The 17,550-nt window shown below is 71.9% G+C and carries 17 protein-coding genes; 12 read left to right on the forward strand and 5 right to left on the reverse strand.

Features of this window, described 5'->3' with window-relative positions:
- Positions 1–645 precede the first annotated feature (645 nt).
- The gene (locus ABZ801_RS22250) at positions 646–1,086 is read right to left on the reverse strand and encodes an SMI1/KNR4 family protein (protein ID WP_360700665.1); all 441 of its coding nucleotides are present in this window, start codon (positions 1,084–1,086) and stop codon (positions 646–648) included.
- Positions 1,087–1,143: 57 nt separating this feature from the next.
- Positions 1,144–2,004: a patatin-like phospholipase family protein gene (locus ABZ801_RS22255; protein ID WP_360700668.1), complete on the reverse strand. Its 861-nt coding sequence runs from the start codon at positions 2,002–2,004 to the stop codon at positions 1,144–1,146.
- A gap of 638 nt (positions 2,005–2,642) precedes the next feature.
- Between ABZ801_RS22255 and ABZ801_RS22260 the strand changes: the two genes are divergently transcribed.
- Complete coding sequence (locus ABZ801_RS22260) at positions 2,643–3,041, forward strand: VOC family protein (RefSeq protein ID WP_360700671.1); 399 nt, start codon at positions 2,643–2,645, stop codon at positions 3,039–3,041.
- 110 nt (positions 3,042–3,151) lie between these two features.
- On the opposite strand, the gene ABZ801_RS22265 is transcribed toward ABZ801_RS22260, so the two are convergent.
- The gene (locus tag ABZ801_RS22265) at positions 3,152–5,611 is read right to left on the reverse strand and encodes a DNA topoisomerase IV subunit A (RefSeq protein ID WP_360700674.1); all 2,460 of its coding nucleotides are present in this window, start codon (positions 5,609–5,611) and stop codon (positions 3,152–3,154) included.
- Between the two features lie 224 nt (positions 5,612–5,835).
- Between ABZ801_RS22265 and ABZ801_RS22270 the strand changes: the two genes are divergently transcribed.
- From ABZ801_RS22270 to ABZ801_RS22285, 4 genes are all read left to right on the forward strand, one after another.
- Complete coding sequence (locus ABZ801_RS22270) at positions 5,836–6,999, forward strand: lactate 2-monooxygenase (protein WP_360700677.1); 1,164 nt, start codon at positions 5,836–5,838, stop codon at positions 6,997–6,999.
- Positions 7,000–7,097: 98 nt separating this feature from the next.
- Entirely contained in the window at positions 7,098–7,748 is a 651-nt protein-coding gene (locus ABZ801_RS22275; RefSeq protein WP_360700680.1) for an ABC transporter ATP-binding protein, read from the forward strand.
- A 200-nt stretch (positions 7,749–7,948) separates the two neighbouring features.
- Entirely contained in the window at positions 7,949–9,142 is a 1,194-nt protein-coding gene (locus ABZ801_RS22280; RefSeq protein ID WP_360700683.1) for a histidine kinase, read from the forward strand.
- Positions 9,139–9,744, forward strand: coding sequence for a response regulator transcription factor (locus ABZ801_RS22285; protein ID WP_360700686.1), 606 nt, complete (start codon positions 9,139–9,141; stop codon positions 9,742–9,744). The genes ABZ801_RS22280 and ABZ801_RS22285 overlap by 4 nt, the downstream gene beginning before the upstream one ends.
- A gap of 28 nt (positions 9,745–9,772) precedes the next feature.
- Here ABZ801_RS22285 and ABZ801_RS22290 read toward each other — a convergent pair whose 3' ends face one another.
- Together ABZ801_RS22290 and ABZ801_RS22295 are read right to left on the reverse strand one after the other, a co-directional pair.
- Entirely contained in the window at positions 9,773–10,168 is a 396-nt protein-coding gene (locus ABZ801_RS22290; protein ID WP_360700689.1) for a hypothetical protein, read from the reverse strand.
- 25 nt (positions 10,169–10,193) lie between these two features.
- Positions 10,194–10,766, reverse strand: coding sequence for a hypothetical protein (locus ABZ801_RS22295; RefSeq protein WP_360700692.1), 573 nt, complete (start codon positions 10,764–10,766; stop codon positions 10,194–10,196).
- A gap of 586 nt (positions 10,767–11,352) precedes the next feature.
- Between ABZ801_RS22295 and ABZ801_RS22300 the strand changes: the two genes are divergently transcribed.
- The 7 genes from ABZ801_RS22300 to ABZ801_RS22330 all read left to right on the forward strand — a co-directional run bounded on the left by ABZ801_RS22300 (position 11,353) and on the right by ABZ801_RS22330 (position 17,548).
- Positions 11,353–12,399, forward strand: a complete 1,047-nt coding sequence (locus ABZ801_RS22300) for a methionine ABC transporter ATP-binding protein (RefSeq protein WP_360700695.1) — start codon at positions 11,353–11,355, stop codon at positions 12,397–12,399.
- Complete coding sequence (locus ABZ801_RS22305) at positions 12,396–13,052, forward strand: methionine ABC transporter permease (RefSeq protein ID WP_344947206.1); 657 nt, start codon at positions 12,396–12,398, stop codon at positions 13,050–13,052. Before ABZ801_RS22300 ends, ABZ801_RS22305 begins: the two co-directional genes overlap by 4 nt.
- A gap of 81 nt (positions 13,053–13,133) precedes the next feature.
- Positions 13,134–13,940, forward strand: coding sequence for a MetQ/NlpA family ABC transporter substrate-binding protein (locus ABZ801_RS22310; RefSeq protein ID WP_344947204.1), 807 nt, complete (start codon positions 13,134–13,136; stop codon positions 13,938–13,940).
- A 169-nt stretch (positions 13,941–14,109) separates the two neighbouring features.
- Positions 14,110–15,027: an STM4015 family protein gene (locus ABZ801_RS22315; RefSeq protein WP_360700698.1), complete on the forward strand. Its 918-nt coding sequence runs from the start codon at positions 14,110–14,112 to the stop codon at positions 15,025–15,027.
- Between the two features lie 25 nt (positions 15,028–15,052).
- Positions 15,053–15,988, forward strand: coding sequence for an STM4015 family protein (locus ABZ801_RS22320; RefSeq protein WP_360700701.1), 936 nt, complete (start codon positions 15,053–15,055; stop codon positions 15,986–15,988).
- Positions 15,989–16,020: 32 nt separating this feature from the next.
- Positions 16,021–16,467 (forward strand): hypothetical protein, encoded by a 447-nt coding sequence (locus tag ABZ801_RS22325; RefSeq protein WP_360700704.1) that lies wholly within the window; start codon positions 16,021–16,023, stop codon positions 16,465–16,467.
- Between the two features lie 136 nt (positions 16,468–16,603).
- Positions 16,604–17,548 (forward strand): STM4015 family protein, encoded by a 945-nt coding sequence (locus ABZ801_RS22330; RefSeq protein WP_360700707.1) that lies wholly within the window; start codon positions 16,604–16,606, stop codon positions 17,546–17,548.
- The last annotated feature ends 2 nt before the right edge of the window (positions 17,549–17,550 follow it).

The following is a 17,550-nucleotide window of genomic DNA, read 5'->3' on the forward strand; positions in this document are numbered from 1 at the left end:
TTTGTTGGTCCGGCCAGGTGGCTTGGCTTGACGCCCCGGTTTGTTGGTCCGGCCTGATGCCCTAACCTGACGCGACCCGGTGTGATGGCTCGGCCTGGCGGTTTGGTGTGGCGGCTCGGCCTGGTGGTTCGGCCTGGTGGCTCGGTTTGGCGGCTCGGTTTGAGGGGGTGTGACGTGGCGTCCGGGCTCGTTGGCGAGATGCCGTTGCGTCGTCGGAGGCCGGTCGAACGCGTGTCTGCCGCAGACCCGGGGCGGAGGCGCATACCCCGTGAGTGCCGCGCGGGGCTAGCGGCGATCAAGAGTCTGGCCAGCAGCTTCGGAGGGTGCATCTGCCCTCGTCGCCGCGTTGGCGGGGTGGCGGGTGCGGGGAGTTTCCATGGGTGTGGTGCGGGGGGACAGGGAGGCGGCGTGCCTGACCCAGTTCGACACGTACGGATGGAACAGGCACCGGCGTGTTGGCACCCTTCAGCAACGTCGTGAACGCTCCTCCGGCCCGTGAACGCCATGCTGCGGGGTGCGCGATCAACCAGCTCGAACGCAACGGGGCGTCCGGCGCGAGCAGGTTCGGCAAGCTGGACGCTCGCAGGGAGGCGACCTCGTGCATCGCTTGGACCAAAGGATGGCTGTGCCCGCTCCTCGGCTCGCTCACTTGTACCAGTCGTCGCCGTTCGCGTCCGCCCTACGCTGCAGGTAGTCCTCGAGCGAGTTGGCGATCCACTTGCGTTCGTCGGTTTCGTGATCCCACACGAACACGTCGTCGGGTCGTCCAGAAGGGCCCCGGACGTACGCGAACTGGTCACCACCGCCGTTGTCCCCGATGAACATCAGCTGGTCGAACGGCATGTAGAGCTCGGCGAAGTCGGCGCTGCCCCGAAACTCCGTGTTCTCCTTGATGATCTCCTGCGCCGACCACACCAGTCCGGATCCGTACTCGGCCCGCACGCCGTTGGTCTGCCGCAGCAGTTCTCGCAGTTCGTCCGGCACCGCCTGGCCCAGCCGCCGCGCGATCTCGTCGATCTCCTCGTCGGACGCGGGTGCGGCGAACTCCGCGTCACCGTACAGGCGCCCGATGAGCTTTCTCCACATGGCAGGGTCCTCCCACGGTCTGCGGAAACGGCGATCACGGCAGGCCGACCAATGGGATCACTTCTGAGACGGCTGCTGCGGGCGGCTCCATTGGATCTCGAGTGTGCGGCCCTGGGCGCGGCCCGCCTCGGCGGCCGGCTCGCGGGTGGACGGGGCGAGCGGGTTCGGGCCGATGGCCGTCCGCGACGCCTCGTCCGGTTCGATGACCGCGACCTCGGCGCCGCTCGCACGCAGCTCCTCGACGGTCTGGTCCAGCGGCCTGTCGGTCGGAACCAGTTCGACGCCGCCCAGTGGCGCGAGCACCAGGACCCGGGACGCACCGGCGGCGTAGTCGGCGTTGGCGCCGGAGCGGACGCCGCCGTCGACGTACCGGCGTCCGCCGATCGTCACGGGTGGCCACACGCCGGGTACGGCGCAGCTCGCCGCGACGGCGTCGACGAGGTTCACGCCCGAGGCGTTGTCGAACACCCGCGGCTCACCGCTCTCGGCGTCCACCGCGACGATCTTCAACGATCGCGTCGGCCACGCGTGGGACGGCAGCCGCGACTCGATCACCGCCCGTCGCTCCGGCTCCGGCACGGTGGCGGCCTTGAGCGCGTACCTGCCCACCGCGCGCCGGATCTCCGCAACGGTGTCGACATCGCGCAGCGTGGCGGCGAACTCGGCGCCGAACCTCTCCAGGTCCAGGTCGACCATGATCTCGGCGGCCTGCAGCTCCGGCTCGACCTGCCGGGCGTACAGCTCGTCCAGGCTCAGTCCGCTGCCCAGCTGCGCCGCGACGGCCGAGCCCGCGGACGTACCCACGATCACGCCGGCGCCGGTGACGTCCTGCCCCGCGTCGGCCAGCCCGGCAAGCACCCCGGTGATCCAGGCGATCCCGCCGACACCCCCGCCGCCCAGCACCAGCGCCTCGGTCATGGTCGTCCTCCATCCGTCGAATACCGCTCAGTATCCTCCGGCCCACGCGTTCAGCGCGGCCACTCCGCCTGGTCAGTGAGCAGGTGAGGCGGCGGGGCGTGCTCGCCACGGGGCAAGGCGTCCCGCGGTCCCTGCCGAGGACGCCCGTACTGGTGAATCAAGGGCGTGCCGGTCGACCCGGTGGCCGGGACAGCGTGGATTCAGCCGGAACCCGCCCGGAACGGGTGTTGGAGTACACCACCGTGCGCTGGCCGGTCCCGGGGACACTTGTGCTGGCCGCCTCCCGCGCCCGTCCCCCGATCAACGTGTCAGGGGCTTTGCAGGTGAGGGGGTGCGTGTCGGTTTTGGGTGGGCCGAGACGCAGGACTTCGATCTTGTGTTGGGCATCACCGAATACTGGCGCGAGCACTACGACCCTGGTGAGCGTTTCCAGTGCGCGGGCGGCAGTCCGCCCAGGGCGGCCCGGGATTCCAGGTCGATCCGCGTGGGGTGTGGGCGTCGCGAGGGAGTGGTGGGGGTGCGGCTGGGCGTGTCGCGTCAGGACGTCGGTGGGGCGGCGGGGGTGAAGCAGGGTGCGCTCCTGAGGAGGGGGCGTTGAGCGGCCTGGTTCTGTCACTGGGGCGTAGGAGGATCCTGGCGTGGACTGGAATCTTGAAGTGGTGCCGGTGCCCGTCTCGGACGTGGACCGGGCGAAGGCCTTCTACAGCGAGCAGGTCGGCTTCAACGTGGACATCGACCAGGAGATCCCAGGGGGAAGACGGCTTGTGCAGCTCACGCCGCCCGGCTCCGGGTGTTCGATCCATCTGGTCACCGACGGTGAGCCTGGCAGCGTCAAGGGGCTGACGCTTGTGGTCGGCGATGTCGAGGCCGCCCACGCGGAACTGGCGGGACGGGGGGCTCCGGTCAGCGACGTGGTGCACTTCGAGGATGGAGTGCAGCGTCCGGGGCGTGGCGAGAAGCCCTGGAGCACGATGATCTTTTTCAGCGACCCGGACGACAATCACTGGGTCGTCCAGGAGCGCCCGGCTTCCGCGTGACCCCGCACCCGCCGGCCTGAGCGACTGGCCACCTTGGGTGCCCTCGGTCGAGGGTGTGCGTCATGCGGGCGCGGCCTGGGCGAGGGCCCAGGGCGCGCCCGCAAGACGTGTTATGCCTCGGAGGCCAGGGGGCCGCCCAGGGCCGTTATGGGCGTGGCGAGTTTTTCGCCGGACCCGTCGCGGCGGCCCAGTTCCGTTGTCAGGGGCAGCGGCTTGCCCGTGGAGGACGCGGCGCGTACGGGGGCCGGGCCCGCCCAGGCCAGGATCAGGGCGTCCTCGCCCTTGAGGAAGCGGTGGGAGCGGACGCCGCCGGTGGCGCGGCCCTTGGCCGGGAAGTCGGCGTAGTCGGAGACCTTGACCGCGCCGGTCTGGGTGCCGGGCAGGGCCGTGGAGGAGCCGGAGACCGTCACCACGCGGTTCTCACGGGCCGGGTCGACGGCGCCGAACCACAGGACGCGTGCCCCGGCGGAGAGCTTGATGCCCGCCATTCCCCCCGCGGGGCGGCCCTGGGGACGGACGTTGGCGGCGCTGTAGTGCAGCAACTGGGCGTCGGTGGTGATGAAGACCAGGTCCTGGTCCTCGGAGGTCAGCTGGACGGCGCCCACCACGCGGTCGCCCTCCTTCAGGCCGATCACCTCGAAGTCGTCGCGGTTGGGGAAGTCGGGGACGACCCGTTTGACCACGCCCTGCTCGGTGCCCAGGGCGAGACCGGCGCCGGAGTCGGCGATGACGCCCAGGCCGACGACCTTCTCGTCGTCCTCCAGGGCGATGTACTCGTCGATGGGCGCGCCGCCGGCCAGGGACGGCGCGGTGGCCGACGGCGGCAGCATCGGCAGGTCGATGACCTCGATGCGGATCATCCGTCCGGCCGAGGTGACCGCGCCGATCTGGCCGCGCGCCGACGTGCGGACGACCGACGCCAGCACGTCGTGCGGTGCCCGGTCGCCCTCGGCGGGCAGCGGCTCGGCGGTGGTGGTGCGGGCGAGCAGGCCGGTGGACGACATCAGCACCAGGCAGGGGTCGTCGGGGACCTCCAGCGGCACGGCGGCCGCGGCGGTGTGGCCGGACGCCTCCAGCAGGACGGTGCGGCGGGGCGTGGCGTACTCGGCGGCGACCTCGGCCAGCTCGGCCGAGACCACGCCGCGCAGCTTGGTCTCCGACTCCAGGATCTCGGTCAGCTCGGCGATCTCGCGGGCCAGCTGCTCCTTCTCCTTCTCCAGCTCCAGCCGGTCGTAGCGGGTCAGGCGGCGCAGCGGCGTGTCGAGGATGTACTGCGACTGGATCTCCGACAGTTCGAAGATCTGCATGAGGCGCTGCTTGGCCTGCGCGGAGTCGTCGCTGCCGCGGATGACCTGGATGACCTCGTCGATGTTGAGCAGCGCGACCAGCAGGCCGTCGACCAGGTGCAGCCGGTCCTCGCGCTTGGCGCGGCGGTGGGCCGAGCGGCGGCGCACCACGTCGATGCGGTGGTCGACGTAGACCTGCAGCAGTTCGCGCAGGCCGAGGGTGCGGGGCTGGCCGTCCACCAGCGCCACGTTGTTGATGCCGAAGGTCTCCTCCATCGGGGTGAGCCGGTAGAGCTCCTCCAGCACGGCCTCCGGGTGGAAGCCGTTCTTGACCTCGATGACCAGGCGCAGCCCGGTGGTGCGGTCGGTGAGGTCCTTCAGGTCGGCGATGCCCTGCAGCTTCTTGGCGTTGACCAGGTCCTTGATCTTGGCCTTGACGCGTTCGGGGCCGACCGCGTACGGCAGTTCGGTGACGACGATGCCCTTGCGGCGGGGGGTGACGTTCTCGATGTGCGCGGTCGCGCGGGTGCGGAACGTGCCGCGGCCGGTGGCGTAGGCGTCGCGGATGCCGTCCAGTCCGACGATCTTGCCGCCGGTGGGCAGGTCGGGGCCGGGCACGAAGCGCATCAGCGCGTCCAGGTCGGCCTCGGGGTTGTCGATCAGGTGCCGGGCGGCGGCGATGACCTCCCCGAGGTTGTGCGGGGCCATGTTGGTGGCCATTCCGACCGCGATCCCGGACGCCCCGTTGACCAGCAGGTTCGGGAACGCGGCGGGCAGCACCTCCGGCTCGGTCTCCTGCCCGTCGTAGTTGGGCCGGAAGTCGACGGTGCCCTCGTCGATCGAGGCGACCATCAGCATGGCCTCGCGGGACATGCGGGCCTCGGTGTACCGCATGGCGGCGGGCATGTCGTCGCCGCCGAGGGAGCCGAAGTTGCCGTGCCCGTCCACCAGCGGCATCCGCATCGCCCAGCGCTGGGCCAGGCGCACCATGGCGTCGTAGATGGCGCTGTCGCCGTGCGGATGCAGCTTGCCCATGACCTCGCCGACGACGCGGGCGCACTTGACGTGACCGCGGTCGGGACGCAGGCCCATCTCGTTCATCGAGTACAGGATGCGGCGCTGCACGGGCTTGAGCCCGTCGCGCGCGTCCGGAAGCGCCCGCTGGTAGATCACCGAGTAGGCGTACTCAAGGTAGCTGCCGCGCATCTCCTCGGAGACGTCGACGTCGACGATGTTCTCTTCGAAGTCGGGCGGCGGTGGGGCTTGGGATCCGCGTCGTGCCATGTGGAACATTGTTGCCGGTCCCACAGACAGATTCGTACCGGACGGCCCCCACGACGGCGGGGCGTCGCGGTCCGGACGGCCCGAGGAGGGCGCATGAGTGAGCCGGAGGGGCGTGACGCCGCCTGGCCCGCCAGCGTGGCGAGCCACAGGGGCACGGCGGCGTCCGCGAAGCGGGCGCCGCGAGCCGGGCGAGGACCCGGCGCGGCGGCGAGCGGGAGGCGGGCATGAGTTCGCTCGCCGACTTCCAGAACGAGATCTACCTGAGGGGCCTCGGTGACGTCGTCCCCGCGCTGCCCACCGACCTGACCAGGCTGGAGGCGCTGGCCGAGCGGCGCCTGTCGGCCGCGGCGTTCGGGTACGTGGCCGGGGCGGCGGGCAGCGAGGCGACCGCGCGGGCCAACCGGGAGGCGTTCGACCGGTGGCGGATCGTGCCGCGGATGCTGCGGGACGTGGCGGCGCGCGACCTGTCGGTGCGGGTGCTGGGCACGCCGATGCCCGCGCCGGTGGCGCTGGCCCCGGTCGGCGTCCAGTCGATCTTCCATCCGGACGGCGAGCGCGCGGCGGCGCGCGCGGCGGCGGCGACCAGGCTGCCGTACGTGCTGAGCACGGCCTCGTCGTTCTCGATCGAGGAGGTCGCGCAGGCGAACGGGGACGGGCCGCGCTGGTACCAGCTGTACTGGCCCAAGGACCGTGAGCTGGCCGTCAGCTTCCTGGAGCGCGCGGCCGCCGCCGGGTACACCGCGCTGGTGGTCACGCTCGACACGTTCGCGCTGGCGTGGCGGCCCCGCGACCTGGATCAGGCGTACCTGCCGTTCCTGCGGGGCATCGGGGTGGCCAACTACTTCAGCGACCCGGTGTTCCAGAAGGCGGTCGGCGGGCCGGTCACCGAGGCCAACCGGGACGCGGCGATCCTGCACTGGGCGGCCAACTTCGGCAATCCCTCGCTGACCTGGGACGACCTGGTGTTCCTGCGCGAGCACTGGCATGGGCCGATCGCGCTCAAGGGCATCCAGCATCCCGACGACGCGCGCCGCGCGGTGGACGCGGGCATGGACGGCGTGATCGTCTCCAACCACGGCGGACGGCAGATCGACGGGGCGGTGGCGTCGCTGGACGCGCTGCCGCCCGTGGTCGAGGCCGTGCGCGACCAGGCGGAGGTGCTGTTCGACAGCGGCGTCCGCACCGGCGGCGACATCGCCAAGGCGCTCGCCCTGGGCGCCAAGGCGGTGCTGGTGGGACGCCCCTTCGTGTACGGGCTCGCGCTCGGGGGCGAGGCGGGGGTCACGCACGTCCTGCGCTGCCTGCTGGCCGAGCTGGACCTGACCCTGATGCTCTCGGGCCACACCAGGGTCGCGGACCTCGGCCCGGATCTGCTGGTGTCGGCGTGAGGTCTGACAAATGTCATGGCGTGGCCGTGTGAAGGTCCCGGACGTTTCCTGACGTCCGTGACTGCCCGCCCTGTGCCGGCGCTCGGCAGCATGGGTGCATGGACGTGATCGAGGTACGCGACCTGCGGGTGCGTTTCGGGGAGCGCGACGCCGTACGGGACGTCTCGTTCACCGTGGCCCGGGGCGAGATGTACGCGCTCCTGGGTCGTCACGGGGCGGGCAAGACCACCCTGCTGGAGGTGGGGGCGGGGCTGCGTCGTCCCACCGGGGGGACGGTGCGGGTCTGCGGGGTCGACCCGTACGAACGGCGCGACGCGCTGAGGGCGGGCACGGTGTGGCGCGACGGCGGCCTGTTCCCGGGCCTGACCGTGGGGGAGGTCGTGGACGCCTGGCGCCGCTGGACATTGGACCCGCTCACCGCGACGCAGGCGCTGCGCCTGGTCGGCCTGTCGGGGCTGGAGAACGTGCCGTTCGAACGGCTCACGCCGGGGGAGCGGCGCCTGCTGGACGTGGCGCTGGTTCTGCTGGCCCGTTCCGATGTGCTGTTCCTGGACGAGCCCACGGCGGACCTCCAGGACGCACCGAGGGAACGCGTCTGGGGTGTGCTGCGGGCACTGTCCGCCCACGGGGTCACCGTGCTGATGACCACTCGTTCCCCGGACGAGGCATGCTTCGCCGACCGTGTCGGGATCCTGGACGAAGGACGTCTGGTCACAGGCGGTGACGAAGCGCATCCCAAGGCCGCCTGACACCGAACACCGGTCGCCTGGGACGCCCTCAGGCGGCCACTGGGCGCACCCAGGTGCGGTCATAGCGTTCGCGCAGGCCCACGCGCCCTGTCTGGGGGCTGAAATTGTGAGCGCGGTGATAATCGGCGGCCGAAAGCTTTGACGGCTTCGCCAAGAGGCGGGGGCGGGCACCTCGCGTACCCTGAGTGACCCTGCTCCCGTTGATCGCAGAGGCAGGCAGACAGGTGCAGCCGAGGATCGGGCGCCCCGGGGCTTTCGCCGCCGTCATCGTGGCGTTGACCCTGCTGACCCTGACCGGCATGCTGCTGCCCGCCCTCTGGTACGAGATCTTCGTCCGCTCCGAGCCGGGACGCGTGGCCCTGGCCGTGGCCGCGACGGCGGCCATATGCGCCACGTACGGACGGCTGCTGTGGCTCAACCTGCGTCGCCGTACCGCGCCCGCCCACCGGATCGGCCTTGCCGCCCTCACCGTCGTGTGCTGGGGGCTGCCGCCGGTGATGGGCGCGGAGGTCGGCTGGGGGAACCTGCTGATGTTCCCGGCGGGCCTCATCGCCGTCGTGCTGCCGCTACGGCAGGCCGTGGCGGTGACAGGGGTCGCCACCGTGCTCAGCCCCGCGTACGGGGTGTTGCTCGGTCTTCCCCCGTTGACGGTGCTGTACGAGCTGTTCGGCGTCCCGGTCGCGGCCTTCTCCGGTTACGTGACGGTGTGGATGTACCACATCGTCCAGGAACTGCGCCGGGCGCGCGCGGAACTGGCCCGGTCCGCCGTGGGGGAGGAGCGGCTGCGCTTCGCCCGGGACCTGCACGACGTGCTCGGCCACAGCCTCCAGGCCGTCGCACTGCGCGCCGAGGTCGCCGAACGGTATCTGGAGCGCGACCCCGGGCGCGTGCGCAAGGAACTGACCGAGATCCAGGCGATGGCGCGTGCGGCGGTCGGCGACGTGCGGGAGATCGTCCGCGGCTACCGGGCGACGTCGCTGCGCACAGAACTGGACGGCATGTCCGCCGTGCTGCAGGCGGCCGCGATCCGCTGCCGGCGTCCCGAGATCTCCCCGCGCCTGCCCGCCCACGTGCACGAACCGCTCGGCCGGGTCGCCCGCGAGGCCGCCACCAACGTGCTGCGGCACAGCGCCGCGACCTGGTGCCTGATCACGGTGTGGGCCGACGACGACCGGATGTGGCTGGAGATCAGCAACGATGGGGCGGGGCCGGGCCGCCGCGCGCCGGGCGCCGCCCCGCACCGGCCCGGCAGCGGGCTCGCCGGGCTGGCCGAGCGGATCGCGGCGGCGGGCGGGGAGTTCACCGCCGGGCCGGTCGGCGACGGAACGTTCCGGGTGGCCGCGGCCGTGCCGCTGCTCCCGGCGCGGGGACCCGCCGGGAAGGGACGGACATGATCCGGGTGCTGCTGGCCGACGACCACCTGCTGATCAGGGACGCGCTGGTCCTGCTGCTGGACACCGAGCCCGGCATCGAGGTCGTGGCCGATGTCGGCCGCGGCGACGAGGCGGTGGAACGGGCGCTGGCCCTCAAACCGGACGTGGCGGTGCTCGACCTGGACATGCCGGGCCTGGACGGGCTCGCCGCCGCCGAACGCCTGGCCCGCGACCTGCCCGGCTGCCAGGTCGTGATCGTCACCGCGCACGGACGGCCCGGCAACCTGCGCCGCGCCATGAGCGCGGGCGTGCGCGGCTTCCTCGGCAAGGACGCGCCCGGCGCGCGGCTCGCGCAGGTCATCCGGCAGGTCGCCGGCGGCGCCCGCTACATCGACCCGCAACTGGCCGCCGACGCGCTGGCCGCCGAGGAGTGCCCCCTCACGCCGCGCGAGCTGGACACCCTGCGCGCCGCCGCCGACGGCGCGCCCGTCGCCCGCATCGCCCGCGCCCTCGGCCTGTCGGAGGGGACGGTGCGCAACTACCTGTCGGCCGCGGTCACCAAGCTCGGCGTCGACAACCGGCACGCCGCCGTGCGGGCCGCACGCGACCTCGGCTGGCTGTGACGTCGGCCGGCTGTGCCCCCCGGAGGACTCAGCCGAGCATGACGCCCAGGAACAGGGCGGCCAGGGCGGCCACGCCGCTGACCGCTCCCGTCACGGCCAGGCCCTTGGGGGTGGACGCCCTGGTGTGCAGGAACGCGGCGACGCCCGACACGACCACGACGGCCAGCTTCACGTAGAGGGTCGTCCGGTACGCGCCGTCCACGTCGCCCACGGCCGCGATGTTCCACCCGCCCGTCAGCACCAGCACGGCGAACGCGGCCCACGCGACCCGGTTGAACTGGCGGGCGGCGAGCCGGGAGGTGTCGCCGCCCGCGCCGCGCAGCACCGGCAGCAGCGCCGTGAGGGTCAGCTGCCCGCCGACCCACACGGTCGCGGCCAGCACGTGCAGGAAGATCCGGACGGTGTCCCAGGTGATGGCGAGCACGGGTCCTCCGGGGGACGCAAGGGGGTCAGGCCGTCGTTGCCAGGGGGACGAGCCGGGGGCCGAGGTCCAGGGACTCCAGGACGACGCCGTCGTGGTCCAGGGCCTCGACGACGGGGTCGCGGCGCGCCGTCCAGACCACCACGACGTGCCCGTGCGCCGGGACGTCCAGCAGCCGGGCGCCGACCCGGATCCGCGCGACCTCGCTGGAGGCGCGCAGCTTGGCCTCGCTGACCCACTTGGCGCCCCAGGGGAACATGCGGTTGGCGTTGCGGACGGTACGGCCCGTGGCGTACCGGATCAGGTGGCCGCCCAGCTCCGCGGCGGGACGCCGGGCCAGCGGCTCGTCGGGCGCCCAGGCCCCGCCGCCGCCGAGCTCGATCCACTCGCCGTCCCGCTTGTGGAACGTGACACCTTCGATGAAGCAGCCACCGGTGCCGCCGTTCTGATGTCGCAGGAACGAGACGACGGCGACGTCGCCGTCCATGTCGAGCGCGAGCGGCACGAGGTCGCGCTCACCGTCCACCGCGGTCGATGCGGGCTCTGGCATCCCGTCGCTCAGCAGCCGCAGCAACTCCGCGCGCAGCTCATGCTCGTTCATGCTTCGGGTCCTCTGATCACACGAGGTACAGGGAAAGGGCCCTCCCGGAGGAGGGCCCCACGTCGAAGCTCACTCTAGACGTCCGGAACGCCTCGTTTCACCTGTTCGCACCATGAGATTGTGCTGTTCGCCGTGGGAGATCGTTCCGACCCGGAGGCCACCGTCCCCGGTGTCGCCGCCGCGGGGGGCCGGTGCGGCCGTGTGAGTCCCATCACGACTGCCTTTGTGCGGTATGACTGGATTTGCGCCACCAGTGTCGGACCGGTTTACTGATGACCGTGACTGCCGTATGCCCCTGCCCGACGCGCCGCCCGCGAGCCGTGCGCGCGATGGGGTGTACGTGCCGGTGTCGAATGTGTGACCGCTGAGGGCCCCGACCGAAGCCTCGCGCCCCGAAGCGAGCCGACCCCCGGACGACATCGAGCCGCGCACATGACCTTCCAGATCCACCTGCTGAGCCACGCGCCGTACCCGCCCGGCCGCGCCTAGAGCCCGCCGTCGGCTCCCCGCTCACGCGTCTTCCTGCCCACCGTCCAGCTCCGCGCGCCCCGGCCCGCGCGCGGTCGATCCGCACGGGTGAAACCCCTTGATCCAGATCGAGAAACTTCGCAAGGTCTACCGCACCCGCGGGCGCGAGGTGACCGCCGTCGACGGCGTCGACCTGACCGTCCGCGAAGGCGAGGTGTTCGGCGTGCTCGGCCGCAGCGGCGCGGGCAAGAGCACCCTGCTGCGCTGCGTCAACCTGCTGGAACGGCCGGACGCGGGGCGCGTGCTGGTGGACGGGCAGGACCTGCCGGCGCTGTCGGGCGGCGAGCTGCGCCGGGCCCGGCAGCGCATCGGCATGATCCACCAGCACTTCGGCCTGCTGTCCAGCCGCACCGTGGCGGGCAACGTCGCGTTCCCGCTGGAGGTGATGGGCGTGCCGCGCGCCGAACGGGCCGAACGCGTGGCCGAGCTGCTGGAGCTGGTCGGGCTCACCGAGCACGCCCGCGCCTACCCCGCGCAGATCTCCGGCGGGCAGAAGCAGCGCGTCGGCATCGCCCGCGCCCTGGCCGGACGGCCCAAGGTGCTGCTGTCGGACGAGGCCACCTCCGCGCTCGACCCCGAGACGACCGCGTCGATCCTGGAGCTGCTGCGCGACCTCAACCGGCGGCTCGGCCTGACCATCCTGCTGATCACCCACGAGATGGACGTGGTCAAGCGCATCTGCGACTCGGCGGCGATCATGCGCGACGGCCGCGTGGTGGAGTCCGGCCCGGTACGCGAGCTGCTGCTGCGCCCCGGCTCGGAGCTGGCCCGCGGCCTGTTCCCGCTGCCCGAGCCGGTGCTGCGCGACGGCACGACCGTCGTGGACGTCACGTTCGAGGGGGACAGCGCGGACAGGCCGTTCGTGTCCACGCTGGCCCGCACCTACTCCATCGACGTCAACATCCTGGGCGGGGCGGTCGAGGAGATCGGCGGCACGCGCATCGGACGGCTGCGCATCGAGCTGCCCGGCGAGCCCGACGTCAACGCGGCCCAGCTGGCCCACCTGCGCGAGGCGGGCCTGGCCGTCGAGGTCCACGGCGCCGCCGGCGATCCGGCCGCGCCCGGCGGCACGTCCGCCACGGAAGAGGAGGCGCCGGTCTCATGACCTGGGACGAAATGGTTCCGCTGCTGCGTCAGGGCACCCTGGAGACGCTGCAGATGACCGTGTGGTCGACGCTGTTCACGGCGCTCGGCGGCACGCTGCTCGGGGTGCTGCTGGTGCTGACCGAGCGCGGCGGGCTGCTGCCCGTCCCGACGGTCAACAAGGTGCTCGGCGTGATCGTCAACATCGGCCGGTCGCTGCCGTTCGTGATCCTGATGATGGCGATCATCCCGTTCACCCGGGCACTGGTCGGCACGTCCATCGGCACCCAGGCGGCGATCGTGCCGCTGACGCTGTCGGCCATCCCCTTCTACGCGCGCCTGGTGGAGACCGCGCTGCGCGAGGTGGACCCGGGGGTGGTCGCCGCCGCCCAGGCGATGGGCGCCTCCCGCGGCCAGATCGTGTGGAAGGTGCTGCTGCGCGAGGCCCGTCCCGGGCTGCTGGCGGGCCTGACCGTCACCGTCATCGCCCTCATCGGCTACTCGGCGATGGCGGGCGCGATCGGCGGCGGCGGCCTCGGCGACCTGGCGATCCGCTACGGCTACCAGCGCTTCGAGACCGGGATGATGCTCGCCATCCTCGTGCTGCTCATCGCGCTGGTGCAGGTGGTGCAGTCGCTGGGCGACGTGGCCGTCCGGCGCCTCACCCACAAGTGACCCCCCGCTTTCCTGTTCCCCTGACGACCGCAATCGCCTGACACCCGAATCCCCTGTCACCGAACGAGAAAGGCACTCTTCGTGCTGCGCAAGATCACCACCGTCGTCGCGTCCGCCGGGCTGCTGCTGGGCCTGGCCGGCTGCGGCGGCGGCGCGAACTCCGACGACACCCTCACCGTCGGCGCCACCTCGGTGCCGCACGCCGAGATCCTCAAGTACGTCAAGGACAACCTGGCGGCCAAGAACGGGCTCAAGCTGGAGATCCGCGAGTTCAGCAACTACGAGCAGCTGAACCCCGCGCTCAACGACGGCCAGCTCGACGCCAACTACTTCCAGCACAAGCCGTACCTGGACGAGTCCAACCAGAAGACCGGGCAGAAGCTGACCTTCGTCGCCGGGGTGCACCTCGAGCCGCTCGGCGTGTACTCCAAGAAGGTCACCAAGCTGCAGGACCTGCGGCAGGGCGCCACCGTCGCGGTGCCCAGCGACCCGTCCAACGAGGCGCGCGCGCTGAAGCTGCTGGCCGACAACGGCGTGATCACCCTCAAGCCGGGGGCGGGCCAGAACGCCACCGAGAAGGACGTCGCCGGCAACCCCAAGAACATCACGTTCAAGCCCACCGACGCCGCCGCGCTGCCGCGCCAGCTCCCCGACGTGGACGCCTCGGTCATCAACGGCAACTACGCGCTGGAGGCCAAGCTCACCCCGGCCAAGGACGCGCTGGTCAGTGAGAAGGCCGAGGGCAACCCGTACGTCAACGGCATCGTCACCAAGGCGGAGGACGCCGGCGACCCGCAGGTCAAGAAGCTCGTCGACCTGCTGCGCGGCCCGGAGGTCAAGAAGTTCATCGAGGACACCTACAAGGGCTCGGTGCTGCCCGCCGCCTGATCGGCGGAACGAGCCGGCGGACACGAGCCGGCGGACGGAATCGACGGCCCCCGGTCGCCTCCGAACCGGGGGTCGTCGCCATATGTCGGATAAGGGTTGCCGGAACTCGCCGTGGGATGTCCGGGGCGACTGATAGGACAGGTTCCGTTCGACGCGCGAAAGGGACCCCATGACCGTCAGCGATCATCTGTCGCACTTCGCCGGGCTGCCGGTGACCGACTTCCTGCACGACCCCCGCCCGGCCGGCGACCCCGGCGCGACGGCCTGGCGGGTGCGGACCGACTACAAAAGACCGTTCGAGGAGATCTTCCAGGAGTTCCTGGACACCGTCGACACCACCCGGGTGTCCCACCTGATCACGGGCTACGACGAGAACGCCGCCCACGTGCCCGGGCTGCTCGCCGACGCCGCCGGCCGCCTGCCCGCGCTGCGCAACCTGTTCGTGGGCGACATCGTGTTCGAGGAGTCCGAGATCTCCTGGATCGAGCGCGAGGACATCACCCCGCTGCTGGAGGCGTTCCCCGGACTGGAGTGCCTGGAGGTGCGCGGCAGCCAGGGGCTGCAGGTGCGGCCGGTCAGCAGCACGGCCCTGCGGCGGCTGCGGTTCGAGTCCGGCGGGCTGCCCGGCGAGGTCGTCCGCGGGGTCGGCGCCTGCGACCTGCCCGGCCTGGAGCACCTGGACCTGTGGCTGGGCGTCGAGAACTACGGCGGTGACGCCACCGTGGCCGACCTGGCGCCGATCCTGAGCGGCGAGCGCCTCCCGGCACTGCGCCATCTCGGGCTGGAGGACGCCGAGATCGCCGACGAGATCGCCGCGGCGGTGGCGGGCGCCCCGATCGTCGCGCGGCTGGAGTCGCTCAGCCTCGCCATGGGCACGCTGACCGACCAGGGCGCCGAGGCGCTGCTGTCCGGTCAGCCGCTCACCCACCTGCGCCGTCTCGACCTGCACCACCACTTCCTCAGCGACGCGATGATGGAGCGCGTCCGGCAGGCCCTGCCCGGCGTCGAGGTGAACCTCGACGCCCAGCAGAAACCCGAAGACGACGGCGACGGCGACGAATGGCTCTTCGTCGCCGTCTCCGAGTGACGGCCGCTCGCACGATGAGACATCGATGGTGATGACCGGCCATTTCGAGGAGTTCGCCGGCCTGCCGCTGATCGACTTCACCGACCCCGACCAGCCGTGGCCGACCGACGTGGGCGCGGCGGCGTGGTGGTTCCCCTCGGACGTGCCCTATGACCTCTACGACGACGGCGAAGCCGAATTCCCCGGCATTTTCGAGAGGTTCCTGGACACCGTCGACACCGCCCAGGTCACCAGCCTGGCCGTCGGGTTCTGGGAGCCGACGTCGCCGGTGGACGAGCTCCCCGCCCCGATCCAGGTCCTCACCGGTGCCGCCGACCGCCTGCCCGCGCTGCGCAACCTGTCCCTGAACGCGTCGAGTGACCGCGCGCTCTGGGAGCTCTACTGCCAGGACATCACCCCGCTGTTCGTGAGCTTCCCCGGGTTGACCTGCCTGGAGGTGCGCGGCCACGTGGTGGAGCCGCGGCCGGTCAGCAGCACGGCCCTGCGGCGGCTGCGGTTCGAGTCCGGCGGGCTGCCGGCCGAGCAGGTACGCATGGTGGGCGCCAGCGACCTGCCCGGCCTGGAACACCTGGACCTGTGGCTGGGCGTCGCCGACTACGGCGGTGACGCCACCGTGGCCGACCTGGCGCCGATCCTGAGCGGCGAGCGTTTCCCGGCGCTGCGTCATCTCGGGCTGGAGAACAGCGAGACCGCGGATGAGACGGCGGCGGCGGTGGCGGGCGCCCCGGTGGTGGCGCGGCTGGAGTCGCTCAGCCTCGCCCTGGGGACGCTCACCGACCGGGGCGCCGAGGCGCTGCTGTCCGGTCAGCCGCTCACCCATCTGCGCCGTCTCGACCTGCACCACCACTTCCTCAGCGACGGGATGATGGAGCGCGTGCGGGGCGCCCTTCCCGGCGTCGAGGTGAACCTCGACGCCCGGCAGCAGGGCCGCGATCGGCTGTTCGTCGCGGTCTCCGAGTAGGTCGCCTGACCGGCAGGATTTCTATGGCATTCGTGTTCGATGAGCATCTGACCCAGTTCGCCGGGCTGCCGGTGGCGGAGTTCACCCCGGACGGTGAGGCGGACGGGACGCCGCCGCCCGCCGGGGAGGTGGCGTGGGCCGTCCGGTACGACTGGGGCGACCATGCGTTCCCCGAGCTGTTCGAGCGGTTCATGGCCGCCGTCGACACCACGCGGGTGACCGCGCTGGTGGTCGGCTACTGGGGGTTCGACGATTCCACCGGGCTCGGCGCCAGGACGCTGACCGCCGCCGCCGACCGCTTCCCCAACCTGCGCGCCCTGTTCCTCGGCGACATCACCAACGAGGAACTGCACATCTCCTGGATCGACCATGCCGACATCACTCCGCTGGTGGAGGCGTTCCCCGGCCTGGAACGGCTGGAGGTGCGCGGTGGCAGGGGCCTTGAACTGAGCCCGTTCCGCAGCCAGGTCACGGAGTGACGGTGAGAGGTGTGCACCGTGATCGGGACTCCCGGAACCCGGCGGACCGCGTGTTCCACCGCCGCCTGCCGGGCGTCCGGCCCACGTCGCCTGCGCCGGATGAGCCGGCCGGAAAGGCAGAACCGAAGAGGAATGCATGTCGTTCGATGAGCATCTGACCGAGTTCGCCGGCCTGCCGGTGGTGGCGTTCACCCCCGACACCGAGCCGGACGAGCCCCTGCCGCCTGCCGGCGAGGCGGCCTGGGCCGTGCGGGGGGACTGGAACGACGAGCCGTACCCCCGGCTGTTCGAGCGGTTCATGGCCGCCGTCGACACCACCCGGGTGACCGCGCTGGTGATCGGCTTCTGGGGCTGGGACGACGCAGCCGGGCTCGGCGCCGCGACGCTGACCGCCGCCGCCGACCGCTTTCCCAACCTGCGCGCCCTGTTCCTCGGCGACATCCTCGACGAGGAGTACCACCTGTCCTGGATCCCGCACGCCGACATCACCCCGCTGGTCGAGGCGTTCCCCCGGCTGGAACGGCTGGAGGTGCGCGGTGGTGACGGCCTGGCGCTCCGCGCGCCGCGCAGCGACGCCCTGAAGGTCCTGCGGTTCGAGTCCGGCGGGCTGCCGTCCGGCGTGGTGCGGGCCGTGGCGGCCGGCGACCTGCCCGCGCTGGAGGAACTCGACCTGTGGTTCGGCGTGCGCAACTACGGCGGCGACGCCACGGTCGACGACCTGGCGCCGATCTTCGAGGGGACGCGGCTGCCCGCCCTGCGGCATCTCGGCCTGCAGAACGGCGAGTTCCAGGACGACATCGCGGCGGCGCTCGCGGCCGCGCCGGTCGTGGCCCGGCTGGAGTCGCTCGCCCTGGGCATGGGCATGCTGTCCGACCGCGGCGCCGAGGCGCTGCTGTCCGGCCAGCCCCTCACCCACCTGGAGCGGCTCGATCTCGGCTTCCACTACCTGTCGGAACCGATGATGGAGCGCCTGCGCGCCGCCCTGCCCGGCGTCGAGATCGACCTCGACCAGGCGCAGGGCGCGCAGCCGGAGCCGTGGAGGGAATGGACGGGCACCGCGTTCGTCCAGGTCACGGAGTGATG

It is taken from the genome of Actinomadura sp. NPDC047616 (genome assembly GCF_040642915.1).
GTDB lineage: Bacteria > Actinomycetota > Actinomycetes > Streptosporangiales > Streptosporangiaceae > Spirillospora > Spirillospora miaoliensis.